19 protein-coding genes and 2 pseudogenes are annotated in these 26,827 nt (G+C 48.4%); 10 read left to right on the top strand and 11 right to left on the bottom strand.

Features of this window, described 5'->3' with window-relative positions:
* Nucleotides 1–2 precede the first annotated feature (2 nt).
* Together EPB59_RS09885 and EPB59_RS09880 are read right to left on the bottom strand one after the other, a co-directional pair.
* Entirely contained in the window at nucleotides 3–371 is a 369-nt protein-coding gene (locus tag EPB59_RS09885; RefSeq protein ID WP_055051715.1) for a YraN family protein, read from the bottom strand.
* On the bottom strand, nucleotides 358–2,163 hold the full coding sequence (locus EPB59_RS09880) for a penicillin-binding protein activator (RefSeq protein WP_154173211.1): 1,806 nt from the start codon (nucleotides 2,161–2,163) through the stop codon (nucleotides 358–360). Before EPB59_RS09880 ends, EPB59_RS09885 begins: the two co-directional genes overlap by 14 nt.
* 69 nt (nucleotides 2,164–2,232) lie before the next feature.
* Between EPB59_RS09880 and rsmI the strand changes: the two genes are divergently transcribed.
* Nucleotides 2,233–3,099: a 16S rRNA (cytidine(1402)-2'-O)-methyltransferase gene (gene rsmI / locus EPB59_RS09875; protein ID WP_154172568.1), complete on the top strand. Its 867-nt coding sequence runs from the start codon at nucleotides 2,233–2,235 to the stop codon at nucleotides 3,097–3,099.
* Between the two features lie 78 nt (nucleotides 3,100–3,177).
* Here the strand turns inward: rsmI and hapR are convergent, their stop codons facing one another.
* Nucleotides 3,178–3,789, bottom strand: coding sequence for a quorum-sensing master transcriptional regulator HapR (gene hapR, locus EPB59_RS09870; RefSeq protein ID WP_000340092.1), 612 nt, complete (start codon nucleotides 3,787–3,789; stop codon nucleotides 3,178–3,180).
* 293 nt (nucleotides 3,790–4,082) lie between these two features.
* Between hapR and hpt the strand changes: the two genes are divergently transcribed.
* A complete protein-coding gene (hpt, locus tag EPB59_RS09865; protein ID WP_000683344.1) occupies nucleotides 4,083–4,616 on the top strand; it encodes a hypoxanthine phosphoribosyltransferase in 534 nt (177 codons plus the stop codon).
* 85 nt (nucleotides 4,617–4,701) lie between these two features.
* On the opposite strand, the gene can is transcribed toward hpt, so the two are convergent.
* Nucleotides 4,702–5,370 carry a carbonate dehydratase gene (can, locus tag EPB59_RS09860; RefSeq protein WP_001114114.1) on the bottom strand — a complete coding sequence of 223 codons (669 nt, stop codon included), beginning with the start codon at nucleotides 5,368–5,370 and terminating at the stop codon, nucleotides 4,702–4,704.
* Nucleotides 5,371–5,516: 146 nt separating this feature from the next.
* Between can and EPB59_RS09855 the strand changes: the two genes are divergently transcribed.
* From EPB59_RS09855 to EPB59_RS09845, 3 genes are all read left to right on the top strand, one after another.
* The gene (locus EPB59_RS09855; protein WP_154172566.1) at nucleotides 5,517–7,169 is read left to right on the top strand and encodes a SulP family inorganic anion transporter; all 1,653 of its coding nucleotides are present in this window, start codon (nucleotides 5,517–5,519) and stop codon (nucleotides 7,167–7,169) included.
* Nucleotides 7,170–7,359: 190 nt separating this feature from the next.
* Complete coding sequence (locus tag EPB59_RS09850; RefSeq protein WP_000271060.1) at nucleotides 7,360–8,277, top strand: ABC transporter ATP-binding protein; 918 nt, start codon at nucleotides 7,360–7,362, stop codon at nucleotides 8,275–8,277.
* A gap of 5 nt (nucleotides 8,278–8,282) precedes the next feature.
* A complete protein-coding gene (locus tag EPB59_RS09845) occupies nucleotides 8,283–9,053 on the top strand; it encodes an ABC transporter permease (RefSeq protein ID WP_000284375.1) in 771 nt (256 codons plus the stop codon).
* 65 nt (nucleotides 9,054–9,118) lie between these two features.
* Here the strand turns inward: EPB59_RS09845 and panC are convergent, their stop codons facing one another.
* The 7 genes from panC to sfsA form a co-directional block, all read right to left on the bottom strand.
* The gene (gene panC / locus EPB59_RS09840) at nucleotides 9,119–10,000 is read right to left on the bottom strand and encodes a pantoate--beta-alanine ligase (RefSeq protein ID WP_154172564.1); all 882 of its coding nucleotides are present in this window, start codon (nucleotides 9,998–10,000) and stop codon (nucleotides 9,119–9,121) included.
* Nucleotides 10,001–10,010: 10 nt separating this feature from the next.
* On the bottom strand, nucleotides 10,011–10,805 hold the full coding sequence (gene panB / locus EPB59_RS09835) for a 3-methyl-2-oxobutanoate hydroxymethyltransferase (protein ID WP_000724410.1): 795 nt from the start codon (nucleotides 10,803–10,805) through the stop codon (nucleotides 10,011–10,013).
* Between the two features lie 2 nt (nucleotides 10,806–10,807).
* Entirely contained in the window at nucleotides 10,808–11,311 is a 504-nt protein-coding gene (gene folK / locus EPB59_RS09830; protein ID WP_000978984.1) for a 2-amino-4-hydroxy-6-hydroxymethyldihydropteridine diphosphokinase, read from the bottom strand.
* The gene (pcnB, locus tag EPB59_RS09825) at nucleotides 11,308–12,681 is read right to left on the bottom strand and encodes a polynucleotide adenylyltransferase PcnB (RefSeq protein ID WP_154172562.1); all 1,374 of its coding nucleotides are present in this window, start codon (nucleotides 12,679–12,681) and stop codon (nucleotides 11,308–11,310) included. The genes folK and pcnB overlap by 4 nt, the downstream gene beginning before the upstream one ends.
* Before the next feature lie 90 nt (nucleotides 12,682–12,771).
* Nucleotides 12,772–13,662, bottom strand: coding sequence for a tRNA glutamyl-Q(34) synthetase GluQRS (gene gluQRS, locus EPB59_RS09820; protein ID WP_154172560.1), 891 nt, complete (start codon nucleotides 13,660–13,662; stop codon nucleotides 12,772–12,774).
* A 73-nt stretch (nucleotides 13,663–13,735) separates the two neighbouring features.
* Nucleotides 13,736–14,182 carry an RNA polymerase-binding protein DksA gene (gene dksA, locus EPB59_RS09815; RefSeq protein ID WP_000140365.1) on the bottom strand — a complete coding sequence of 149 codons (447 nt, stop codon included), beginning with the start codon at nucleotides 14,180–14,182 and terminating at the stop codon, nucleotides 13,736–13,738.
* 124 nt (nucleotides 14,183–14,306) lie between these two features.
* A complete protein-coding gene (gene sfsA / locus EPB59_RS09810) occupies nucleotides 14,307–15,041 on the bottom strand; it encodes a DNA/RNA nuclease SfsA (protein WP_055051724.1) in 735 nt (244 codons plus the stop codon).
* Nucleotides 15,042–15,314: 273 nt separating this feature from the next.
* Between sfsA and EPB59_RS09805 the strand changes: the two are divergent.
* The 5 genes and pseudogenes from EPB59_RS09805 to acnB all read left to right on the top strand — a co-directional run bounded on the left by EPB59_RS09805 (nucleotide 15,315) and on the right by acnB (nucleotide 26,825).
* Nucleotides 15,315–16,645: pseudogene (locus EPB59_RS09805) on the top strand (alpha/beta hydrolase).
* A 103-nt stretch (nucleotides 16,646–16,748) separates the two neighbouring features.
* Nucleotides 16,749–19,211, top strand: a complete 2,463-nt coding sequence (gene hrpB / locus EPB59_RS09800) for an ATP-dependent helicase HrpB (RefSeq protein ID WP_154172558.1) — start codon at nucleotides 16,749–16,751, stop codon at nucleotides 19,209–19,211.
* Complete coding sequence (gene mrcB, locus EPB59_RS09795) at nucleotides 19,208–21,541, top strand: penicillin-binding protein 1B (RefSeq protein WP_154172556.1); 2,334 nt, start codon at nucleotides 19,208–19,210, stop codon at nucleotides 21,539–21,541. Before hrpB ends, mrcB begins: the two co-directional genes overlap by 4 nt.
* Before the next feature lie 131 nt (nucleotides 21,542–21,672).
* A pseudogene (locus tag EPB59_RS09790) lies at nucleotides 21,673–23,963 on the top strand (patatin-like phospholipase family protein).
* A 264-nt stretch (nucleotides 23,964–24,227) separates the two neighbouring features.
* On the top strand, nucleotides 24,228–26,825 hold the full coding sequence (gene acnB / locus EPB59_RS09785; protein WP_000888593.1) for a bifunctional aconitate hydratase 2/2-methylisocitrate dehydratase: 2,598 nt from the start codon (nucleotides 24,228–24,230) through the stop codon (nucleotides 26,823–26,825).
* Nucleotides 26,826–26,827: the final 2 nt, after the last annotated feature.

Raw genomic sequence — 26,827 nt, 5'->3', positions numbered from 1 at the left:
ATTTATCCTTCAGTAATTGCGTTTTTCAGCCATTCAATATGTTGCCCTTGCTGGTGAATGGCAATCACATCAAAACGAAAATCAGCACTATGGCTATTTATTTTATTGGCGAGCATCCAACAATTTGCTGCTTTGATCAAGCGTGCTTGTTTGCTTGATGTGATGGTTTCAGCGGCGTGGCCGTGATGAACGTTAGCTCGGTAGCGTACCTCAACAAACACAAGAGCCGTTCCATCACTCATCACTAAATCTAATTCGCCAAAGCGATAATTTATATTTTGAGCTACGAGCTTAAGTCCGTGGCGGCGGAGATACTCCGCCGCCATCTGTTCGTAATGATGACCTTGCTGCCGGGAGTTAACGAACCCCATGCTCTGCCCAACTGATTTCACGTTGAACGACACATTGTTCATCAATGCTTAACACGCCAGTTTGTCCATCAACCGTGTAACCATCGACGATTTTCATTTGTGGAAGCTCCACCATTAGCTGGTAGGCATCCATCCCTAGTGCTTGCAAGCGTCGCTCGGCATTGGAGCTTTCTGGCCAGATTTGGGTCAGCTGTTCTTTGATGCTTGGGGTTGGATGAACCAACAATGGAATATCGCTGTAAGTAACGCCAGATAAATCTTCGTATTGGCGACCACCAGTATTACTGTTGGAGTTTGAGAACAGTTTTGGTGGGCGTGTATCCGGGTTTATCGCCACTTCAATGAAAGGCTTGATTAAGGTTAGCTCTGCACTGTTGGCTACGATATAGACTGCATCAATATCACGGCGGCTACGAGGTTGGCTTTCCATGCTAATCCCAAGTAGTGATTCCATTTGAGCGATATTTTGTTGGCTATCTTGAAGGCCGAAAATGGAATTGATGTTGCGCTGTAATTGGCGTTTATCACCAAACAGATTTACCGCAACTTTGTTTTTACTGTAGCGACGCCACTCTTCATTAAAGGCTTCGACTACTCGTTCACCATAGCTGTTCTGTGGTGCGAGGATCAGTGGGTAACGGTAGCCTTGAGTGAACAGATGTTTCGCCGCTTGAGCAACCTCTTGCTCTGGTGATAAAGCTAGGTAGCAAGTCCCGGCTGCTGTATCAATTTGATCTGGGATGTTAAGCGCGAGAGTGGGAATTGTCTGGCCGCGGTTTTGTTGGAACTGCTGTAGTTTTTCGATATTACTTTTGATCAGCGGCCCCACGACAAAGTCAATTTGCTTACTGGTGAGAATGGCATCTGCCGATTCCAATGTCTCTGCATTGGTATCAATAATCGTCAGTGTGGCTTCTGGTTGGCGATCGGCATCGTTCATCATTGCAAACACAAAACCATCACGAATAAATTGAGCCTGTTTTGCAAACTTTCCCGTTAAAGGCAGTAGCAGGGCTGTGTGGGTTGGTTTGACGATCTCAAGCGCAAGAATATCTGAGATGGCTTTAGGTGTATAAATTGCGGCTGGGTGTTGTGGGTTCTCAGCTAACCATTTTTCTAATGTATTTTTCAATTGTGGCAGATTGCTGCCTAGCGTTTTCATATATACCGCGAGTTGTAACCAACCATCCAACTGCGCTTCGTCTGGTTCTGCAGAAAGTTTAATAATTTTGCTAGCAGAGTAATGGTTTAAATTGGCCCAAATTTGATCGGCTAAAGCTTCTTGTTCTTTACTCGAAGACATGCCATAGAGCGCAATCAATTCGCGTGTTGAGTCAAAAGAACGATCCAGCGCGGTAAATATATCAGCGCGCAATTGGTGGTATTGTTGCCATTGAACCTGTGGCAATGACCAATTTGCTTGGAAACTCAGTTGATCGAGAGCTTCTTGATACTGCTCGGTATTCACTAGCAATTGAGCTCGCAATAATTGCCATTGTGCCTGCTGTGTTGGTGTCAGGGGTTGCTTAGCAAGACGCATAATCAATAACTGGGCTTGATCTGTGCTGTTTTCTTCAATGGCGGCTTTTAGGGCCATGATCAACCAGTCATTTTGCTGAGAGCCCTGACTGGCATCGGCACGCATCAAATAAGTTTGTGCTGTTAACAGCGGTTGAGCGGTAATATCGACCACATCCGGTGACGAAGGCTGAGTCGAACAGGCCGATAAAACGATTGATAATGCAATCGGAGTGAGTAAGCGTGGTACACTGCGTCGCTGATGGTGGTTCATAGCCATGAGTTCTTTCGTTAGTCCGTGTAAAATTGTCTCTATATTAATCGTTGATGTGATGGTAAACAAATGACAGATAATAAAACCGTGCCAAATGGTGCTCCAACTCTTTATATTGTCCCAACCCCGATTGGTAATCTGGGTGACATCACACAACGAGCCCTAGACGTGTTAGCCAGTGTGGATCTGATTGCCGCAGAAGATACACGTCATACCGGTAAATTGTTATCTCACTTTAACATCACAACCAAAACCTTTGCATTACATGACCACAATGAGCAGCAAAAAGCGCAAGTGTTGGTGGATAAACTACTGTCCGGGTTGTCGATTGCTTTGGTGTCAGATGCCGGTACACCGCTGATCAGTGATCCAGGTTATCATTTAGTCACCCAATGTCGTCAAGCGGGGGTTAAAGTTGTGCCACTTCCTGGTCCATGTGCGGTGATCACTGCGCTGAGCGCATCTGGTTTGCCATCCGATAGTTTCAGTTTCGAAGGCTTTTTACCTGCGAAAAGCAAAGCACGTAAAGATAAGTTGCTCGACATTGCGAAAGTAGCGCGTACGTGCATTTTTTATGAATCACCACATCGAATCTGCGAGTCACTGCAAGATATGCTCGAAGTGCTTGGCGGGGAGCGTGAGGTGGTACTAGCACGTGAACTGACCAAAACGTTTGAAACCATTCAAGGTATGCCTTTGGCCGAACTTATCGAGTGGATCGCTGAAGATGATAATCGTAAAAAAGGTGAGATGGTGCTGCTTGTGCATGGCTATCGTGACGCAGGAGAACAGACCTTACCCGATGATGCCTTACGTACCTTAACGATTTTGACCAAAGAGTTACCATTGAAGAAAGCGGCGGCTTTAGTGGCAGAAATTCACCAACTGAAAAAAAATGCATTGTATAAATGGGGTTTGGACAATCTGGGGGAATAAATGATTCGCTAGATTTACCTAGACCAAAATAAAAAAGGGCGCTTGAGGCGCCCTAAGTCTTGTTGGATATGACAAAAACTAGTTTTTGTAGATACACAACATATTGAGATAGCTATCGACCAATTTATACACGGCTTCTTGATCACCCAAGCGGTTTACTTGCAAGAAGATGGAGTAGAAAATGCCGTGGAACAAGCTCGCCATATTGTCTACATCGTGCTTTTCACACAATTCACCACGCTCCATGGCTTTGATGAACATGTTTTTGATCAGTAGCTGATTAGTACGGTTCGTCGAAACAAATAACGGCCATACCTCATCACGAGTCGATGCGCTCCATTCAAACCATACTTTTAGCCAATGGCAGTCGTTCATGGTCAGTTTGACCATCTCTTTGCACAATGTTTGTAGGTTACTTTTAACATCCAAGTCCAAATCGATGTGATCGGTGAGGAAGTTGGAGTATTGGCGAACCACAAAGTTCAGTACATCGTCGACTAAGTCTTCGCGAGTAGGAAAGTAGTTAAACACCGTTGCTACTGAGACTTGCGCAATCTCTGCGATGTCTGCGTGACCACCGCGGCCTATTCCACGCTTTGCAAACACTTCTAATGCGATTTCCATCAGTTGCAGTTTACGTTTTTGTGGAGATAGCCGAGTTCGAGGGCGTTTTTCGATTGATGCGTCCATAGGGGTATATCCTTGCCAATTGAGTTGATTGAGCATTTTGCTCTAATGATTATTTTGTTATTTGCTACTAAAAGCCCTATGAGTGTAATGGTGCATATCAGAGAGGTCAATCTTTGTTGGGTGAAAAAATGCTCAATTATGTTAATTATTTGTCGTTTCAATTCTTTTTATTGAGTAAGCGTATAACAGTGAGGGGATGAGCAGGGAAACGATTAACAGGATTTGAGTGAGGTGATACTATACGCGCCACCAAGGTCAGCGATGCTGGCATCGCCTAACACAACGAGAATGGTATGAAACACACAGTTGAAGTCATGATTTCTGAGCAAGAAGTCGCCAAGCGCATCCACGAATTAGGTCAACAGATCACAGAGCATTATCAAGGTAGTGACGATTTGGTTTTGGTTGGATTGTTGCGTGGTTCCTTTGTTTTTATGGCCGATCTCGCTCGTCAAATTCATCTGACTCATCAAGTCGATTTTATGACGGCTTCTAGCTACGGCAATAGCATGGAAAGTTCACGTGATGTACGCATCCTGAAAGATCTGGACGACGACATCAAAGGCAAAGATGTACTCTTGGTGGAAGACATCATCGATACGGGCAATACGCTCAATAAAGTGAAAGAGATCTTGGCGTTGCGTGAGCCGAAATCGATCCGTATTTGTACTTTGCTCGATAAACCGACTCGTCGTGAAGTTGATGTTGAAGTGAACTGGGTAGGTTTTGAAATTCCAGATGAATTCGTGGTGGGTGTTGGTATCGATTACGCGCAGAAATACCGTCATTTACCTTACATTGGCAAAGTGGTTCCTTTGGCTGAATAAATGTAATGCCACGGCTAAAAATTTAGTTTATAAAAACGCCCACGGTTACGTGGGCGTTGTCATTCTTACCTAGCAGTAGAAAACACTAGCGACACAGCAAACGATGTTCAGGATTGAGGATCATCTCTAACGCTTTGTGATAGTTATCTTCAACGGCGGCTCTTGAAGCGCAGCGTACGCCGAGATATTCCAATCGACCATCTTCTATCCCGTAAACAAAACCGTGCACTTCTACCGCTTGCCCGCGTTCCCATGCGTTTTGCAGTATCGTTGAGTTGGCTAAGTTGTATACTTGCTCGGCGACATTGATTTCAGCCAGCTTATCGGAGCGGTCTTCGGCCGGCATCTTATCGAGATATTCACGATGTTTAAGGTAGTAATCGCGAATATGCAGTAACCAGTTATTGATTAAGCCGAGCTGTGGATTATCGATGGCTGCGGTCACACCACCACATCCATAGTGACCACAGACAATGATGTGTTTGACTTGCAATACATCCACTGCGTACTGGACCACCGATAAACAGTTAAGGTCGGTATGGATCACCTGATTCGCCACATTGCGGTGCACAAACAGTTCACCGGAATAAAGGCCCGTTAAGCGTTCAGCAGGAACTCGACTGTCAGCGCACCCTATCCATAAAAAATCCGGATTTTGCCCTTTGGCTAGCTTGGCAAAGTATTCCGGACTTTCGGCTTTGATCGACTCAGACCATTTTGAGTTGTTCTCAAAAAGTTGTTTAATTTCTGGCATCTTACTTCCCTTCATTAATTGCCAACAATATACACAATGTTACAAATTCAATCCCATAAAATTTACCTTCTGATTAACTCATCTGACGTGTTTTTACAACATTCGACTTAAACTAAGGCATTCGATAGCACCGAGAGGAAGGGGATGTGTTTCAGGCTCGATTTGCGGATCTTAATTTACGTGGTGACCTGTTTGGAGGGGTAACCACCGCGATTATCTCACTGCCATTGGCGTTGGCATTTGGTGTGGCCTCTGGTGCGGGGGCAGAAGCTGGTTTATGGGGAGCGATACTGGTTGGTCTATTTGCCGCTTTGTTTGGTGGCTCTTCAACGCTGATTTCAGAACCAACTGGGCCAATGACAGTAATTATGACGGCGATACTGACCACTATGGTGTCACGTTATCCTGAATCTGGTGCGGCCATTGCGTTTACCGTGGTGATGATGGCGGGGGCGTTTCAGATTCTGCTCGGTACACTCAAACTCGGAAAATACATCACGCTCATGCCTTACAGTGTGGTATCAGGTTTTATGTCTGGTATCGGGGTGATACTGATTATTCTGCAACTTTCTCCACTACTTGGTCATCCTTCTCCCGGTGGTGGTGTGCTGGGAACTTTATCAGCACTGCCGGAGTTGCTCGCCAACCTAAAATTCAGTGAGCTGTTTTTAGGGGGGCTGACACTCGGAATTTTGTTTTTTTTACCACAAAAATACCGCAAACAAGTCCCCGCACAGTTGGTGGCACTGGTGGCGGTAACGCTGTTTTCAGTCATTTTCTTTGATACTGACGATATTCGTCGTATTGGCGAAATTCCTGCCGGATTACCCCATATTGTTGTCCCTACCTTTAGCAGTGAAATTTTTGTCACTATGGTGATTGATGCTCTAGTGCTCGGTACTTTGGGCTGTATCGATACACTGTTAACCGCGGTGATCGGCGATTCTCTCACGCGTAAAGAGCATGATTCCGATCGCGAACTGCAAGGACAGGGCATGGCCAATATGGTGGCTGGGCTTTTTGGCGCTTTACCCGGTGCAGGGGCAACCATGGGCACGGTGACTAACATTCAAGTTGGTGCGCGCTCACCACTCTCTGGAGTGACACGAGCCTTAGTATTAGCACTGGTGGTTTTGGTTGCTGGCGGTTTAACCGAGCCTATCCCAATGGCGGTGTTGGCTGGCATCGCAGTGTATGTCGGGGTGAATATACTCGACTGGGCGTTTATCCAACGAGCGCACAAAATCAGCATACAAGGCATGGCCATCATGTACGGTGTGATGCTGTTGACTGTGTTTGTGGATTTGATTGTGGCGGTTGGCCTTGGTGTGTTCATCTCCAACATTCTGGTTATTGAACGTTTAAGCCGTGAACAGGCGCGTCAAGTGAAGGCGATCAGTGATGCTGATGACGATGATGTGCCGTTGACCGAAAGTGAGCGCAAGTTGCTCGATAAAGCGAATGGTAAGGTGCTGTTTTTCTATCTGTCGGGACCGATGATTTTTAGTGTGTCGAAAGCCATTACTCGCCAGCACAGCAGTGTTGATCAGTATCAAGCGATGATCCTCGATCTGACCGATGTGCCGATGATCGATGTCACTGTCGGGTTGGCGCTAGAAAACGCGATTCGCGATGCTCAGGAAGCAAATTGTGAAGTCTATTTGCTTTGTCCAAATGAGAAAACTCGTGCGGAGTTAGAAAAATTCCATGTCATCGACTTGGTACCTGATCAGAACATGTTTACTTTCCGCTATGAAGCGCTTAATGCGGCGGTAAAACAGGTCACGGTTAGTGAGTGATAAATAGAAATAGCCTATAAATCGTCAAGTAAAGTGCCGCAGTGATGCGGCATTTTTATGTGTAAAAATCATGAAATGGAAAACTATATTAGCTATTTCTGTATTAATGATTGCCCTTATCCAATAAAGGGTTGAAAAAGCGCCATAAAAGCGCAACATCGTGGTTGTTATCGATAACAAGGTTTCTGCCATGTACGCACTGGAAATAGAACAACTTAAAAAAACTTACGCAGGTGGCTTTGAAGCGCTCAAAGGTATTAGTCTGCAAGTCAAAAAAGGCGATTTTTACGCACTGCTGGGGCCGAATGGGGCTGGTAAATCGACCACGATTGGAATCATTTCATCACTGGTCAACAAAACCTCCGGCAAGGTGACCGTGTTTGGTTACGATCTCGATTCGCAGCTGGAACTTGCCAAACAGCAACTTGGTTTGGTGCCGCAAGAATTTAACTTCAACCCGTTTGAAACGGTCGAGCAGATCGTACTTCAGCAAGCGGGTTACTACGGTGTGCCTAAAGCGTTAGCCAAAGAGCGCGCAAAAAAGTACCTGACTCAGCTTGATTTGTGGGAAAAACGCAGCGAACGAGCAAGAAACCTCTCCGGTGGTATGAAACGCCGTTTGATGATTGCGCGCGCTTTAATGCATGAGCCGCAACTGCTGATCCTTGATGAACCAACGGCGGGAGTCGATATTGAACTGCGTCGCTCGATGTGGGAGTTCCTCAAGCAAATTAACGCGCAAGGAGTGACGATTATTCTCACCACTCACTATCTCGAAGAAGCGGAAATGCTCTGTCGTCACATTGGCATCATTCAACGCGGCGAGCTGATAGAAAACACCACCATGAAATCTCTGCTTGGTAAGCTGCATGTTGAAACCTTCGTGTTGGATGTCGATGGCACCGAAACCATTGCGCCGCTGCAAGGTGTGGTGAAACAGCAGATGGTGGAAGGTTCGCTGGAAATCGAATTAGAAAAAAGCCAAGGGATCAACCATGTGTTTACTCAACTCACCGAGCAAGGGGTGAAGGTGCTTTCCATGCGCAACAAAGTAAACCGTTTGGAAGAGCTGTTTGTCAGCATAGTCAATAGTGGTAAGCGAGGTTAATCAGCATGTATCAAATTTATTGGACGGCATTTTGCAGTCTGCTGGGTAAAGAAATTAATCGTTTTACCCGTATTTGGGTACAAACTTTGGTTCCACCAGCCATCACTATGACGCTGTACTTCATCATTTTTGGTAACTTGATCGGCTCTCGAATCGGTGAAATGAACGGTTTCAGCTACATGGAATACATAGTGCCTGGCCTCATCATGATGTCGGTGATCACTAACTCTTATTCCAATGTGGCTTCGTCTTTCTTTAGTTCTAAGTTTCAAAAGAACATTGAAGAGCTGTTGGTCGCTCCAGTGCCAAACTATGTGATTATCGCTGGCTACGTAATGGGTGGTGTGGCGCGTGGCTTACTGGTTGGGGCTATGGTGACGGCGGTTTCGCTGCTGTTTGTTGATCTGAAAGTCGATCATTGGGGCATCATTATCGCGACCGTATTTTTAACGTCCGTAGTCTTTTCACTCGGTGGGTTGATTAACGCGGTGTTTGCCAAAACGTTTGATGACATCTCGATTGTTCCAACCTTTGTCCTCACGCCGCTGACTTACCTCGGTGGAGTGTTCTACTCGATCAGTCTGCTGCCTGAATTTTGGCAGGGTGTCTCGAAGATCAATCCCATCGTCTACATGGTTAATGCCTTTCGCTACGGTTTCCTTGGCGTGTCGGATGTGGATATCACGACTTCGTTTGCAGTGTTAATGGCCTTTGTGGTGGCGCTGTACTGTGTGGCACATTATTTGGTGACCAAAGGCAAAGGGCTGCGCAGCTAACTGAATGAATAGATATAAAAAAGGTCAACCGAGGTTGACCTTTTTTGATCCAGAAGAGAGAGGGATTATTCTTCTTCGCTGCTGGCTTTGGTATCTGTTTGCAGATCGAGAACTTGGTTATCAATCAAGCGTACCTTACCTAAGAAAGCCGACATCAGAATCACCGCTTGCTTACTTTCACTGCTGATTGGCAATAGAGTACGAGCATCACGGATAAAGATCTCATCAGGCTCCAGATCGGCTGCGCGCAGTTGATCCACAGCATCTTCAATGATCGATGGATAATCGTCACGGCCACCACGGATCGCACTGTTAATCCAGCGCATGGTGCGAGCCAATACTGGCGCGCGTTGGCGCTCATCAAGCGTCAGTAAATTATTACGTGAACTCATCGCAAGACCATCCAATTCACGAACGGTAGCAACGCCGACAATTTCGATATCCATGCACAGATCTTCCACCATTTGACGGATCACCGCCAATTGTTGGAAATCTTTTTCGCCAAAGCAGGCCACATCAGGCTGCACAATGTTAAACAGCTTAGTGACGATTGTGGCGACACCACGGAAATGACCTGGACGAGAAGCGCCTTCCAGCATGAAGGACAGTCCCGGTACTTCAACAAAGGTTTGTTTATCCAAACCTTGTGGGTACATGGTTTCCGGGGTCGGCGTTAATACGAGATCAACCCCTTCACCATTGAGTTTACTCAAATCGTCTTCTAGGGTGCGCGGATAGTTTTTCAAATCTTCCGCGCGGTCAAATTGCATTGGGTTGACGAAAATACTCACGACGACCACATCGGCCAGTTCACGAGCTTTACGAACCAGAGTTAAATGGCCTTCATGTAAATTACCCATGGTCGGCACAAAAGCGACTCGGCGGCCCTCACGCTTGATCTGTTTGATTTGCTCGCGAAGAACGGCAATGTCAGCAAAAACTTGCATGAATGACTCCTTAGGCAATGGTATGAGCGAGATCTGGGAAAGCGCCACTCTCGACATCTTCGATATACTTGGCAACGGCTTGGCGAATGTCGCCCGTCTCAGCCAAGAAATTTTTCGAGAATTTTGGCATGTAGTTCGCCGAAATTCCAAACATATCGTGCATGACGAGGATTTGACCATCTGTGCCGTTGCCAGCACCAATACCAATCACAGGGACATCAAGAAGTTGAGTGATGCGGTTTGCCAATTCGGCAGGAACGCATTCCAGCAGGACAATTTGTGCGCCCGCTTCTTGCAGAGCCAACGCATCACGTACCATGCGATCCGCTTTATCTTGCTCGCGGCCTTGTACTTTGTAGCCACCAAAAATATTGACCGACTGCGGCGTTAAACCGAGGTGAGCACACACTGGCACTGCACGTTCAGTCAACATTTTTACGGTGTCGACTAACCAATCGCCACCTTCAATTTTCACCATGTTCGCACCGGCGCGAACCAGTTTGGCCGCGTTTTCACACGCTTGTTCTGGTGTGGCATAGCTCATGAAAGGCATATCCGCCATGAGCAAACAATTTGGGCTGCCTTTACGTACACAACGGGTGTGGTAGGCAATCTCATCCACCGTCACGGGTAAGGTGTCGGCTTCTCCTTGTAACACCATGCCAAGCGAATCACCGACCAACAGGACCGGCATTTCTTGGCTCTCAAATAACTGAGCAAAACTCGCATCATAAGCGGTTGATGTAGCAAATTTGCGACCTTCCTGCTTCCATTTCATCAGGTCGTTTATGGTAATTTTTTTCATTGTTAGTCCTTACTCGACGTTGGCGAATGCCAAATGCTGAGCCCATTGAGCGGTACTTGTTGCAATAGCGCTTGGATTTCAGTCCCGTCAGGGAGAGTTAAATTTGGTGCGATTTCCGCGAGCGGATACAGTACGAATTCACGTACTTTCATTCCATAGTGAGGAATGGTGAGGCGCTCGGTCTCTATCACCTCATTGCCGTAAAGCACAATATCGAGATCGAGGGTTCTCGGTCCCCATCGTTCGTCTTTACGGACACGCCCCTGTTCCAGTTCAATGCGTTGTGTGCAATCGAGCAGTTCCAGTGGCGTTAATTCGGTTTCAATGGCCGCGACCGCATTAATGTAATCCGGCTGATTTTGCGGTCCCATTGGTGTGCTGCTATAGAGCGATGAAGCCGCGATAAGGCGCGACTTCGGTAATTGAGTAAGCTGTTGTATGGCTTGTTGGGCTTGAGCGACAGGGTCGCCCAAGTTACTGCCAATCGCAATGTAGGCAAGCATCATTCGCTCGATTTACTCTTTGGCTTATTACGTGATGGTTTACGGCGGCGTGAGCTCGGTTTACCTGTGCCAGTCGTGTTCCCCATGTCACCGACCATCGCCTGACGCATATTGCGCCCCGCGTTTTGGAAAGTGGCCCACCATTCAGCTAATTGTTTGGTTTCTCCACCTTCAATTTCGCCACGCATTTCGAGGAAATCAAAGCCTGCGCGGAACTTGCTCAGTTCCAACAAACGGAAGGCACGTTTGCCACTGCGACGGGGTAAGCGTTGTTGTAACTGCCAGATATCACGAATGGTTGTGGTGTGGCGACGCGGGATCGCGATGCGTTTGACTACTTCATCTAAGATGCGGTTACTGGCTTCCGTCATCGCATCAAACTCGTGGAGGCTGAGTGACTCCATCAGTTGGTCGGCGAGCTTGATCATCGGATACCACAACATGGCGGCAAACATAAACGCTGGGTTGATACGCAGATCTTCTTCGATACGAATATCGGTCGCATCCAGCACCAAATCCAACATCTGCTCGGTTTGCGAGCTGTGATCGGCGGTAAAATGTTCCGCGATGGTTGGGAAAAGCTGCTGGAACAGATTGTATTGACGCATCAAGTGGTAAGTCTCTAAACCATGACCCGCTTGCAGCATTTTGAGCGACTCTTCATAAAGACGAGCGGCAGGAATATCACGCAGCAGAGGAGCAAGGTGCTCAATTGGCTCGGCCGTGTCTTCCTCAATATCAAAATCGAGTTTGACCGCAAAACGCACCGCACGCAGCATACGCACCGGATCCTCGCGATAGCGTGTTTCCGGGTCGCCAATCAGACGCACTAGGCGATCTTCAAGATCTTCCATGCCGCCGGCATAGTCGTGAATGCTGTAGTCCGCAATGTTGTAATACATCGCATTGATGGTGAAGTCGCGGCGCTCGGCATCTTCATCAATCGTGCCGTACACGTTGTCGCGCAGCAGCATGCCAGCTTCCGATTGCGCAGCAATATTTTGGCTTTGGCTCGTCTCTTGATGATGGCCACGGAAAGTGGCCACTTCGACGATGTCACGTCCAAACATAATGTGAGCCAGACGAAAACGGCGACCAATCAGACGACAGTTACGAAACAGTTGGCGCAGCTGCTCTGGCGTGGCGTTGGTGGCCACATCAAAGTCTTTTGGCTTGCCGCCAAGGAGTAAGTCACGCACACCGCCGCCGACAAGAAAGGCTTCAAACCCTGCGCTATGCAAGCGATAGAGCACTTTCAGAGCATTTTCGCTGATCTGCTGACGCGAGATAGGGTGTGCCTGACGCGGAATAATAGTCAAAGCTAAGTCTGGATATGTGCGAGTGTTGCTCGGTTCAAAATCTTTATTATTCATGTGCTTCTGACAATGATTGCTGTTGCCGCTGTAAGCGTTACGCTGCTTAATTTAACGCTCACACGGACGGAATTTGACGCTAATAATAGCTTAAGCCAGACCATTTGAGAATCTTGGTGTGATCTCGATCGCTTCCGGCAGTTGGCTCACCTGCCAATGTTGGCATCCCCAAGCCAGCATTTGCTCAGTATTTGCATCGGAAAAATCCGCAGGTAATACAAAGCCTAGAAACTGCATAGCATGCGAAATCGTCTGTCTAGGATGTACTGATTCAATCGCTGGAGCGTGATTCTGTTTCGAGAGTTTATTCCCGTTACCATCCATCGCCAAAGGCAAATGTAAGTAGCTGACCGGCTTTTGTTTTAAAGTGTGATACAGGCTGATTTGCCGACCTGTGGGTTCAATCAAATCTGCTCCACGCACCACTTGAGTGACACCTTGGTCAATATCATCTAACACCACCGCGAGGTTATACGCAAACAGGCCATCACGACGTTTTATGATGAAATCTTCTTCAGCTAAGGCTTTGGGTATGGTGATTGAGCCGTGTTTCAAATCAATGAATTCTTGTATTGGATTATCCATCCGCAGCCGAATCGAGCAGTCTTGCTGCTGAGCCGGCGGATGGCTTTTGCAGTGGCCGTTATAAAAGCCGCCCATGGCTTTAATCTCTTTACGAGTGCATTGGCAGTAGTAGGCCTGTCCTGTGGCGAGCCATTGATTAATTTGGTCTTGATACAAAGCATGACGCTGGCTTTGGTAAACCACTGAGTCATCCCAATGCAGGCCATAGGCTTCTAATGTGCGCAGGATATGTGCTGCCGCTCCCTGCATTTCGCGGGGCGGGTCAAGGTCTTCAATACGAACCAGCCATTTACCTTGATGGGCTTTGGCTTGGAAATAGCTCCCTAAAGCCGCAATCAACGAACCAAAATGTAAGGGGCCTGAAGGGGAGGGGGCGAAGCGACCAATATAGTTCATAGGGCGATTTACCTTTCAAATGCAAAGAAACAAGAAAAGGGAGCGTGTGCTCCCTTTTCTTTACTGCTTTATCTTAGCCAAGCATTTGCTTTTCTTTGATTTCAGCGAGTGTTTTGCAATCGATACACAGATCTGCGGTTGGGCGCGCTTCTAGACGACGAATACCAATTTCCACACCACATGAATCACAGAAACCGAAATCCTCTTCTTTAATTTTGTCGAGAGTCTTTTCGATTTTCTTGATCAGGCGGCGTTCGCGATCACGGTTACGCAGTTCTAGGCTGAACTCTTCTTCTTGAGAAGCACGGTCAACAGGGTCTGGGAAGTTGGCTGCTTCATCCTGCATGTGGTGAACGGTGCGGTCCACTTCTTCTCTCAGTTGGTTGCGCCACGCTTCCAAAATTTTTGTAAAATGAATAACTTGCGCAGGTGACATATATTCTTCACCCGGCTTTTCCTGATATGGCTCAACACCAGCAATGGCTAGGATGCCTAGCGTTTTCTTTTTAGACTCTGTCATACAGATCTCCTACTAACCCTAGTCAACTGCGAGAGCAGTTAAATTTAAGGCGGGTATCTATAGCAAAAAGAAGTGGGTGAGGCAAACAATCCAACGTAAAGTTATCGTCAATGTGAAGACACCATCAATTTTTTGTCACTTGATGGGCAAATTTGACCTCAGATACCATTTGGATTTCGAACTCTGAAAGTGACGCCTTGTAGCACAACACTTCCACCCCGGCTTCTTGTGCCGCTTTTAGTAACTGTGAATAGTTCGCGTCTATATGGAGAGCGGGAGAGACTTTTTCAATCCCCGAATGTAAAACGGCAAACAAAAGTACCGACCTGCTTCCATCTTTGGCCATTTCCGCTAATTCACGCAGATGTTTTTGCCCGCGAGTTGTGACGGCATCAGGGAAGTAACCTTGTCCTTTATCGCCTTGAATCTCATCCAAAAGAGTGACGCTTTTTACTTCTATAAAGCAGTTTGGTTGAGAATCAGACTTTAGCAAGATGTCGATACGGCTATTTTCATGGCCGTACTTCACTTCTGTGCGGAGCTCAGCATAACCCTGCAACTGAGGAATACGCCCAGCCAAGATGGCTTCCACGACTAACGTGTTGGCACGTGCGGTGTTCACGCAAATCCAGTGACCTTTTTTTGTCTCCGTTAGTTCCCAACTGTGGGCGTATTTACGTTTGGGATTATCCGATGTAGAAAACCACACCGTACTGCCCGGCTCGGCGCAGCCAGTCATGCCTCCCGTGTTCGCGCAGTGCATGGTGATCACTGAACCATCTTCTAGCATCACATCAGCTAAAAAGCGTTTGTAACGTTTGAGTAAGGTTCCTTTTTGCAGAGGTGGGGAAAAGTGCATGTTTCTCTTCTTATTCATACCCAATGGCGAGGACATTTAAACATACCCTAGTGGCTTTTGTCACAATCGCATCCCCTTCCTATTGGAAGCTATAGCCATGGTGTTTCAAGGTGTTAAATGGCAATGCCATCGAGAGGTTAGCGGCAGGTGAGAAAGTCCATCATTCCGCCTCTGGTGAAGCATTGAAGTTGAACATATAATTGCCGCCCGCCCGAGTCTGGGTATCTGTTTTTTTGGTAAGATTCCTTGCGTAAGTTTTTGAAAAATATAGCCATATTTAAGGTTGTATTGTTGGCTGTTCTCGCGTTGTCAATTTGGTCTACCCGTATTCCTGATATGCCCTATCATCAGGTGACGCCTGAACTGAGTCAGTCTGATTTCCATGTCATTGAATTCAATGATAATGGTGAAATGCACCTGCCGGGGCAATATCAAGCGTTAAAGGCGCGACTGGCAAAAAAACCTGGGGCAGAACTGCTGATCTTTATCCATGGCTGGCATCACAATGCTGCACCGACTGACGATAATTTTGTCGCTTTTCAACGTTTTCATCGTGAAATGGCTAAAAGCCATCCCGGTTTGATTGGGCTGTATATTGGTTGGCGTGGTGATCAATACGATCCTTTCTGGCTGGATGGTTCTGATGACCCTACCAGTCAAGTGGAAGCGCTGGACTTCCCGACGATTTTGACCAGTAAGCAGGTGGCTCGGCGAGTTGGTGAGCATGGAGTAAGAAATCTGCTGAATTCTCTGGAAGATCTGCGTCGTCAAGGAACACTTGGTCGCTATATTTTGGTGGGACACAGCCTCGGTGGCGTGGTTGCGCTTCATGCGCGTAAACAGGCAATTTTGGACAATCTGGCTGCTGGTCGTGGTGAAACGAATTTGACCGTACTTTTAAATCCCGCGGCCTCCGCCAAAGAGTACCAACCGCTGGATAAATGGCTCAGCCCAAAAGGCTTTGGGCCGTCCATGCTGGTATTGCAGTCGAAAACGGACTTTGCGGTGCGTGAAGCTTTTAACTGGATTAAGGATGGTGAGCGCGCCGTGGGGAATTCTTGGGCAATCACTCATGACGTGGATCCGTGTTCGGGCATGATTGCAATAAGTCAGTTAAGATCCCTCAGTGGCTAGTCGAGCACGATGCCAAACCGGGGTGCATGCAAATATTGGATGGCGCTGGCTGGAAAATTCGCGCTAGGCTTTATGCACGAAAAACCGTTGAAAGCTGTGAAGATGCGAATCGTCAAGCGGTGTGGGTGCTGGCGGTTGCGGACGGCATTATTGCAGGACATAACGGCATTTTGACTCACGATCAAGCCTTAGCACTCAATGCTTGGATGAAGTTAAAACCCGAGTCAATGAGTGAGGCCTCGACTTCTGAACGATTAGAACCGTCGAGCGTGCTGCTCGATGATCAGGCATTCAGCAACGCTGAAAATGCACGTGCTAACGCCGCGAATGAACATGATCTGAACACCGAACCGGCGTTAGTTGAATCGCAAGAGGCTGAACCGCAACAAAGCGCATCGCCTCTGTCAGAGTCGCTTCTCGTTGTTCCTGGAGCTATTCAACCGGAAGAGCCTGTCTCTGCCGCGCAATAAGTTTAATCTCAGTCGTGCATTCAGGTTTTACCGGAATGCACTTTGGGCGCTTACTCAGTTTTATGTACAATGGCGCGGTCATTTCATGTTGTAGGAACCGCCCTTGTCACCACTGCCCATTATTGAGGTGATGCCGAAGCTGTTGTCCGGTATCACCGACTTTCCACAACTCATCCTCAAAGCCGCGCCCGGTGCCGGTAAGTCCACCTACTTTCCGTTGCAGTTACTGCAAGCGGGGCTGTTCCACGGCAAAATCATTATGCTGGAGCCACGGCGTTTGGCTGCGCGCAACATTGCCCGCTATTTGGCGCAGCAACTGGGTGAAGAGGTTGGGCAGAGCGTAGGGTATCGGGTGCGTGGTGAAAACCGAGTCAGCCGAGCCACTCAGTTGGAGATTGTGACTGAAGGCGTTATGACGCGCATGCTACAAAACGATCCGGAACTGGATGGCGTAGATGTGCTGATTTTCGATGAATTTCATGAGCGCAGCATTCACGCTGATACTGCCTTGGCGTTGGCGCTTGAAGTGCAGTCTGCGCTGCGGGAAGATTTAAAAATCGTGGTGATGTCGGCCACACTCGATCAGCAAGCTTTGCAAAACTTACTGCCGCAAGCGAGTTATGTTGAGTCACAAGGTCGTGGTTTCCCGATAGAGATTCGCTATCAAGCTATGCGGGTTGATGAACCGTTGGTGGCGGCGATGCAGCGACAAATTCGTCATCTTTTGCAGCACGAAACGGGCTCATTGCTGGCCTTTTTGCCCGGTGCCGCCAGCATCAACCAGTTAACCGAACAGTTAAGTGATTTGGCTAGCGAGGTTGAAATCTGCCCTTTGTATGGACAGATGGAGTTCGCCGCGCAGCAACGTGCGATTGCTCCCGCGGCGGCGGGGCGGCGCAAAGTGGTCTTGGCGACCAATATTGCTGAAACCTCGCTGACCATCGAAGGTATTCGCATAGTGCTAGATAGTGGACTTGAGCGCAGTGCGCGGTTTGACCTCAAAACTGGCATTACCCGCCTTGAACAAGTGCGGATTGCGCAGTCTTCAGCTGAACAGCGGGCAGGGCGTGCCGGACGTTTAGAGCCGGGGATTTGTGTGCGTTTATACAGCGAAGCGCAGCTTAAGCAGCAGCCTTGGGTGCCGGAGCCCGAAATGCTACACACGGACTTAGCGCCACTGGCGTTAGAACTCGCGCAATGGGGTGCGCAACCTAGCGACTTGGCTTGGTTGAACTTGCCACCGAGCAGTGCGTTTGTGCAGGCGCAGCAACTGTTGCAGCGTCTTGGTCTTTTGGATGCACGCACGCAACTCACTGCGGCGGGTAAAGAGGCGCACTCACTGGGCGTTGATCCGCGGATTGCCGCGATGCTGCTGCGCGCCGATCGCTTAGGTGAGTCGGCCTTGCAAAGCGCTTTAGCGTTGGCGGTGTTACTTGAAGAGCCGGAACGGCAAGTGATTGATGTACAACATAGCTTGCACCGCTGGCAGCAAGGTCGTCATCCCAAACAAAAACTGCTAATTCAACGCGCCCAATCTTTGGCGCACAAACTCGATACGGCATTTTCACTCTCCTCTGTTGAGTCAGCATGGCTGCCTTTAGTGGCGTGTTTGGCCTTTCCAGATCGAATTGCCCAGCAGCGTGGCCAACAAACAGGGCAATTTTTACTCGCCAATGGTCACGGCGCTTGGCTAGCGATGGAAGAACGTTTGTCCGCCGCCGATTATCTGGTCGCCTTGGATTTAATGCGCGGCCAAACCCAAGCCAGTCAAATTTTCAGCGCGCTTGAGCTCGATATCCACGCGCTTGAGCGCCTATTGCCAGCGCTGATTTCTCGTGTCGAACAAGTGGATTGGGATGAAAAAGCCGGCCGCCTGAGCGCGGAAGCGCAGTGGCGAATCGATCAACTGGTGCTTCGCCGTGAAAAGCTGCCAGAACCCGATAAACAAAAAATGACACAAGCTTTGCTGAGCTATGTACGGCGCAAAGGCTTAACAGTGTTACAGTGGAGCGAAGACGCGAGCGAGTGGCTTGCCCGTGCACGCTGCGCCGCCGAATGGCTGCCGGAAGAGGCATGGCCAGATCTGGATGATGAAGCGCTACTTGCGCACCTCGAACTGTGGTTAGAGCCGTATTTGGCCGGCGTAACCTCGGTGAAAGGTTTGCAGAATGTCTCTGTTCTTCAAGCGCTCAAACATTATCTTGGCTGGGATCTCAGTCAGCAGCTTGACGAGTGGCTGCCAACCCATCATTTGCTGCCAACGGGGAATCATAAAAAAATCCGTTATCAGTTAGGGATGGAGCCTACGCTCTCGGTGCGCATGCAGGAAGTGTTTGGCGAGCAAAGTTCACCGCGTGTTGCCAAAGGGACGCGTGCGGTGGTGATGGAATTGCTTTCTCCCGCGCAGCGCCCGTTGCAAGTTACCCGCGATCTCGCCAGTTTTTGGGCGGGAGCGTATAAAGAAGTGCAAAAAGAGATGAAAGGCCGCTACCCGAAACATGTGTGGCCGGATGATCCTGCCAATCATGTGGCAACCAGTAAAACCAAACGACAATTGAACGCATGACAAGAAAAAGTAGTAACAAGCCGCGCACCCGCAAAGCGCGCAGTGGTAAAAGCGCCTCTTCCTCCAAGCTGCAAGTTTGGCTAGGTCGGATCTGGAGCATCGGTTGGAAAGTGGCACTGGCGCTAGCCGCCGTGTTGGTTTTTATTGGTATTTATCTCGATTCGATGATCAAACAGCGCTTTGAAGGGCAGTTGTTTGATTTGCCAACCGTGGTGTATGCGCGCATTTTGACGCTTGAACCTGGCGGTGGCTTGAGCTTACCAGAGCTACGTAATGAGCTCGATGTGCTTAATTACCGTAAGGTCGCGCAGCCCCGTTTTCCCGGAGAATACTCTTCTTCTTCCACTCGAATTGAACTGATCCGCCGTCCGTTTGAATTTGCCGATGGTCCAGAGCCGGATCGCCGCGTTATGCTCACCTTTGATGGTAGCGGTTTAAGCAAAATCGAATCATTAGAGCAAAAGCGCGAGTTAGGCTACTTGCGTTTAGAGCCGAAATTGATGGGGATGCTAGAAAAAGATTCGTCAGAGCAGCGACTTTTTTTACGCCGTGAGCAATTCCCCGAAGTGTTGGTAGATGCACTCTTAGTGACCGAAGATCGCGATTTTTATCAGCACGATGGTGTATCACCACTCGCGATTGGTCGCGCTATGGTGGTCAACCTTAAAGCGGGGCGCACGGTGCAAGGGGGGAGTACCTTGACCCAGCAGCTTGCTAAAAACATCTTCCTTTCCAGTGATCGCACCTTGTGGCGCAAGCTGCGCGAAGCCTATATGGCCCTGATCATCGATTATCGCTACAGCAAAGATCGCATTCTTGAAGCCTATCTCAATGAGGTTTATTTAGGTCAAAGTGGCGCGGATGCGATCCACGGTTTTGGGCTGGCTTCACGGCTCTATTTTGGTCAGCCGCTGCAAGAGTTACGGATTGATCAATTGGCATTGTTGGTCGGCATGGTCAAAGGGCCTTCTTATTACAATCCGATGCGCTTTGCTGAGCGCGCTCGTGAGCGGCGCGATCTGGTGCTCAAGTTGATGATGGAGCACGATATTCTGACCGCGCAAGAGTACCAACAGGCTGTGACTCGTCCGTTGGATGTGCAGAAAACGGCGCAAATTGCCGGTCGGCAGCCAGCCTACTTTCAGCAAGTCTCAATTGAGCTAAAAGAAAAACTGGGGGACAAATTCAAAGCCGACTCTGGGTTGCGTGTGTTCACCTCGCTGGATCCAGTTTCTCAGTCCAAGCTTGAGCAAGCGATTAACGATCAGATCCCGCAATTAGCCAAAACAGCAGGGAAAGATCTCGAAGCTGCGGCGATTTCGGTGGATCGTAACAGTGGAGAAATTCGCGCCATGGTTGGCGGTAAGCGCACGGGTTACGATGGTTTTAACCGCGTGCTTAATGCCAGCCGACAAATCGGCTCTCTGGTTAAGCCTGCGGTTTATCTCACGGCGCTAACTCATCCTGATCAATACAATCTGGCCACGACACTGGAAGATAAACCGATCACTTTAAAAGGCAGTGAAGGTAGCGCGTGGACACCGAGAAACTACGACCGAAAATATCGTGGCGAAGTGCCACTCTACCAAGCGCTTGCTCAATCACTGAATGTACCGACCGTGGCTTTGGGGATGAAGCTTGGGATTGATCAAGTCTCAGCCACCTTGGGTAAACTCGGTGTGAATCGCGACGAAATTCGCCCTGTACCTTCCATGTTGCTCGGTTCGTTCTCGCTTACGCCGTATCAAGTGGCGCAGATGTACCAAACGCTAACCAATTCCGGCAAAAAAGCCCCACTTTCGGCGCTGCGTTCCGTACTCGATTTGGATGGCAACGTGTTGTATGAGTCGCTACCTAAAGTGTCGCAAGCGGTCGATCAGCAAGCAGCATGGCTCACCACTTACGCGATGAAACAAGGGGTGCAAGAAGGCACTGGACGTTACTTGAATGCGCAATTCAGCAGTGCTGCCTTGGCGGGTAAAACCGGTACGACTAACGATAACCGTGACAGTTGGTTTGTTGGGGTCGATGGCCGTGAAGTGACCACCATTTGGCTTGGCCGTGACGATAACCAACCGACCAAGCTCACCGGTGCTAGTGGGGCATTACGTGTTTATGCGCAGTATTTGAAATATCGCATTCCAGAGAAATTACAGTTACCTTGGCCGGAAGGTATTACCACTTTCGGTTTTGCGAAACAGGCACAAGGTGGTTTAACGCTCGATTGTGATAACGCGTTTAAACTGCCGATCTGGGATAATCAGCAGCAATTGAAACAGCAGTGTGAAAACCGCCCGACCGAATGGCTGAAAAAGCTTTTCCCTTGGTAGGCTAGCGATAAGAGTCAATCAAGGATAGGCAGTACCGCGATTTATCACTGACCTAAAACTTCAAGTTGTTTGGCTGAATTTAGGCGTTTATAGTGGTTTGATTCTTAAGGATTTAGAGGGTAACTCACGTGATGAAATGGGCGGTGTCATTCAGCGTTATGTTCGGAGTATTACTTGCTCCGTTGGCGTTGGCGCAAGAAACCAATGCTCAGGCGGCTCAGCGCCCTAAAATCGCGTTAGTGCTGGCGGGTGGTGGCGCGAAAGGTGCAGCGCATATGGGTGTGTTAAGAGCGCTGGAGGAGCTGCACGTTCCCGTCGATATCATCACAGGAACCAGTATGGGCGCGTATGTCGGTGGTTTATATGCCACTGGCATGAGCGCAGAAGAGATCGAAGCACTGATATACAGCGTGGATTGGAACCGTGGGTATCGCGATCGCGTTGATCGTAGCCAACGTCGGGTTCGTGACAAAGAGTACGAAGATCGCTACCAAATCACCACAGATCTTGGTTTGCACTGGGGGAAGTTCGCGCACCCAAAGGCGTGGTGCAAGGACAAAACATGCTGCGCATGTTGCGTGAAACCACAGGCAATTTGCCCGCTTTTGATTCTTTTGACCAGTTGGTGATCCCTTATCGTGCTGTCGCGACCGATATCATCCATCTACAAGAAGTGGTGCTTGATAAAGGCTTTTTAGTCGATGCGATGATGGCCAGTATGTCAGTGCCAGGGGCGTTACCTCCTTACGAGATTGATGGTTTATGGTTGGTGGACGGCGGTGTCACCAACAACATGCCGGTTGATGTGGCGCGAGCGATGGGCGCAGACATTGTTATCGCTGTCGATATCAGTACCGACTATAAAACCCAAGAAGATTTCACTAATCTGTTTACGGTGGCCGATCAGCTATCCAATTATCTTGTTCGTCGTAGCACCGAAAAGCAGAGTGACAACCTGACTGAGCACGATCTGCTGTTGCGTCCTCAGGTGGGAAAAATGGAAACCACCGAGTTTGATAAAATGCCCGATGCTTTTGCGATGGGCTATCAGGTCGCGATGGATAACCAAGCCTTTTTACAGAAAATCGCCTTAAGTTCAGCACAATACCAAAACTACATAGATGCCAAAGAAGAACGCCGTAAAACGTTGCGTTATGGTGATAATGTTAAAGTTGACGAAATTGTTCTGCAAAACAATACCCACTACAGCGATCTGCTATTACTGAACCGACTCAATTTAGAACCCGCGCAAAAGCTCAGCACCGAAGAGATTGAAACCAGTATCGAAGATCTTTATGCGTTAGATCGGTTCGAGCTGGTGCGCTATCAATACGAGCAGCAACAAGACACAGAACAGCTAGTGATCGATGTTCGCGAAAAGTCGTGGGGGCCGAATTACGTTAACTTTCGCTTCTTTCTGGAAGATGATTTTGAAACCGAAAGCCAATATGCTTTGGGAGTTTCTACCAATTTTACCGACATCAATTCGCATGGTGCGGAATTGGCTCTCAATATGGATATGGGAACCGACAAACTGATTGAAGCAGAACTCTATTCTCCTTTGCTATCGGGACAAAAAACCTTTACTACGGCTTCGCTGCGTTACAGTAATGAACGACGCAATGCCCCGATTGCTGGATTTGAAGATACGTCACTCAGTGCGACCGAAAATTACTTACCGATCACCTATTCAGAGTGGATAGGGGAGATTGCACTCGGTTATCAAATTGAGTTGTGGCGAGAAATCAAACTCGGCACACGCTACAGTAAGGGCAATGGGCAAGCATCCTCCTTACCAGCATTTGGCGATTTTTCATTTAATCGGCGTGGAGTATTTTTCGATTATCGACACGACACTTTGGATGATTTCAGCTTGCCACAACAAGGTATCTATTTTGATTTGGAATATCTGATCTCCAGAGACAGCTTTGAGGGTAGTAATCCACTGTCGAATGATGCGCTCTCTTCAGATACGGTGTACGAACTTTCCGGACGATTTGTCGCTGCGCAGACCATTTCGCGCCATACTTTAGTCGCAAATCTTGATCTTGGTGTGGTGAAAAGTAAGCACTCATCGACCCCGATCGACCCGAAAAGTATCGGGGGTTTTCTTAATTTGTCTGGCATCCCGCGTAATAGCTTGATAGGTCAAAACAAAGTGTACGGAAATTTGGTTTACCGCTACCGTTGGTTTGATAATGATTTCGGAATGTTCACCTCGCCGGTTTACCTCGGTGCTTCGATAGAATATGGCGGCGTATGGTCAGATACCAACCTGAGTTTGCAAGACGCACCCTTATATGCCGCGGGTTCAGTCTTTGCTGGAGTCAACTCACCGATTGGACCGATTATGTTTGGGTATGGGCGTACCGAACAGAATTATGACTCGATCTATTTCATTATTGGCACCACATTTAAATAGCCAAAGTGAGCGACTAAGGCATATTGGGCGCTTTTCACTCAGTGAGAAAGCTAAAACTTTAGTCTCAAGTTGCTATGTTGGTCAAAATGATGAGATTTTAATTTATCGTTAAACTTGCTATTCTGACGCCCACAGTTTGGCCTCTATGGCGCTGTTTCTCAGTCAATTTGAGTGAAAACAAGGGCTAGGGAGAGCCAAGTTTCCAAGGATGTTCGCTCGTATTTTTATAATCAACTGAGTGAACCGCAATGAGAGGAAAAAGTCGTGCTTGAAGCCTACCGTAAACACGTCGCAGAGCGTGCCGCTGAAGGAGTTGTACCTAAACCCCTAGACGCAGAGCAAGTCGCAGGACTTGTCGAACTTCTGAAAAATCCCCCACAAGGTGAAGAAGCCTTCATTCTTGATCTACTTGAAAATCGTATTCCTCCTGGTGTTGATGAAGCGGCTTACGTGAAAGCGGGTTTCTTGACTGCTGTAACCAAAGGACAAGTGACATCGCCTTTGGTGAGTCGTGAAAAAGCGGCAGAGCTACTGGGTACGATGCAAGGTGGTTACAACATTGAACCGCTGATTGAATTACTTGACGATAATGCACTCGCGCCAATTGCTGCGAAAGCGTTATCTCATACCTTATTGATGTTTGATAACTTCTACGATGTAGAAGAAAAAGCCAAAGCGGGTAATGCATTCGCCAAACAAGTGCTGCAATCTTGGGCGGATGCTGAATGGTTCCTGTCTAAGCCAGCGTTGGCCGAAAAAGTCACTTTAACCGTATTTAAAGTGACCGGTGAAACCAACACAGACGATCTGTCTCCGGCGCCGGATGCATGGTCACGCCCTGATATTCCTGTGCATGCGTTAGCCATGCTGAAAAACGCTCGTGATGGCATTGAACCAGATGTAGCGGGCAAAGTTGGCCCGATCAAACAGATCGAAGCTCTCAAAACCAAAGGTCACCAACTGGTTTATGTGGGTGACGTGGTGGGTACTGGCTCATCGCGTAAATCTGCAACCAACTCCGTGTTGTGGTTTATGGGAGACGACATTCCGAACGTACCGAACAAACGTACTGGAGGTTATGTTTTGGGCGGTAAAATTGCCCCAATCTTCTTTAACACGATGGAAGATGCTGGCGCGCTGCCGATCGAAGTGGATGTCTCCAAGCTTAATATGGGCGATGTGATCGACGTTTACCCATTCGAAGGCAAAGTGTGTAACCACGCGACGGGCGAAGTGTTGGCGACTTTCAAACTGAAAACCGATGTACTGTACGATGAAGTACGTGCGGGCGGCCGTATTCCATTGATCGTTGGACGTGGTTTGACCGATAAAGCGCGTCACGCGTTAGGTTTGGAAGCATCAAAAGAATTCCGTCGCCCAGTGGCGGTGGCCGATAACGGTAAAGGTTACTCGCTGGCACAGAAAATGGTGGGTAAAGCGTGTGGTGTGCAAGGCATTCGCCCAGGTACGTACTGCGAACCTAAGATGACCACTGTGGGTTCGCAAGATACCACAGGCCCAATGACGCGTGATGAACTGAAAGATTTGGCGTGTTTGGGCTTCTCTGCTGATTTAGTGATGCAGTCTTTCTGTCACACTTCCGCGTATCCAAAACCGGTTGACGTTCAAACGCATCACACACTGCCGGATTTCATCATGAACCGCGGTGGTGTTTCACTGCGTCCGGGGGATGGTGTTATCCACTCATGGCTAAACCGTATGTTGCTCCCTGATACAGTTGGTACCGGCGGTGACTCACATACGCGTTTCCCATTGGGTATTTCTTTCCCTGCGGGTTCTGGTCTGGTGGCGTTTGCGGCTGCGACTGGGGTAATGCCTCTGGATATGCCGGAATCGATTCTGGTGCGCTTCAAAGGAAAAATGCAACCTGGGATCACCTTGCGTGATCTGGTGCATGCCATCCCTTACTACGGCATCAAACAAGGTCTGCTCACGGTAGAAAAAGCGGGCAAGATCAACGAATTCTCTGGTCGTATTCTGGAGATCGAAGGGGTTGAACACCTGACGGTTGAACAAGCTTTTGAACTTTCAGATGCGTCTGCAGAACGTTCTGCGGCAGGTTGTACCGTGAAGCTTTCACAAGCGTCAATTGAAGAGTACCTCAACTCGAACATCGTGATGTTGAAGTGGATGATTGCTGAAGGTTATGGCGATCGCCGTACCATTGAACGCCGCATTAAAGCGATGGAAGCGTGGTTAGCCAACCCTGCATTGATGGAAGCAGACAAAGATGCCGAATACGCGCATGTGATTGAAATTGATCTGGCAGACATCAAAGAGCCTATCTTGTGTGCACCAAACGATCCGGATGATGCACGTCTGCTCTCTGAGTGCGCGGGTGAAACCATCAACGAAGTCTTCATTGGATCTTGTATGACCAATATTGGTCATTTCCGTGCCGCCGGTAAATTGCTTGATAAATTCAACGGTCAGTTGAACACACGCCTGTGGGTGGCTCCGCCAACTAAGATGGATCGTGACCAACTGACGGAAGAAGGTTACTACGGTATTTTTGGTCGCGCTGGGGTGCGTATTGAAACTCCGGGATGTTCGCTGTGTATGGGTAACCAAGCGCGCGTAGCGGACAAAGCAACGGTGATGTCAACTTCAACACGTAACTTCCCGAACCGTTTGGGTACTGGTGCTAACGTGTACCTCTCTTCTGCTGAATTAGCGGCAGTTGGGGCGATTCTGGGCCGCATCCCAAGCGTGGCAGAGTACATGGAGTACGCGAAGCAGATTGATGCGGCGGCAGCGGATACCTACCGTTACCTCAACTTCCACCGTATGGGGCAATACACCAGCAAAGCGGATTCAGTGATTTTCCAAGAACCTGCATAAGC

It is taken from the genome of Vibrio metoecus (genome assembly GCF_009665255.1).
In the GTDB taxonomy this organism is placed as follows: Bacteria; Pseudomonadota; Gammaproteobacteria; order Enterobacterales; family Vibrionaceae; genus Vibrio; species Vibrio metoecus_B.
Note: the sequence above shows the minus strand (reverse complement) of the source record. Positions and strands in the feature narration are given on the sequence as shown.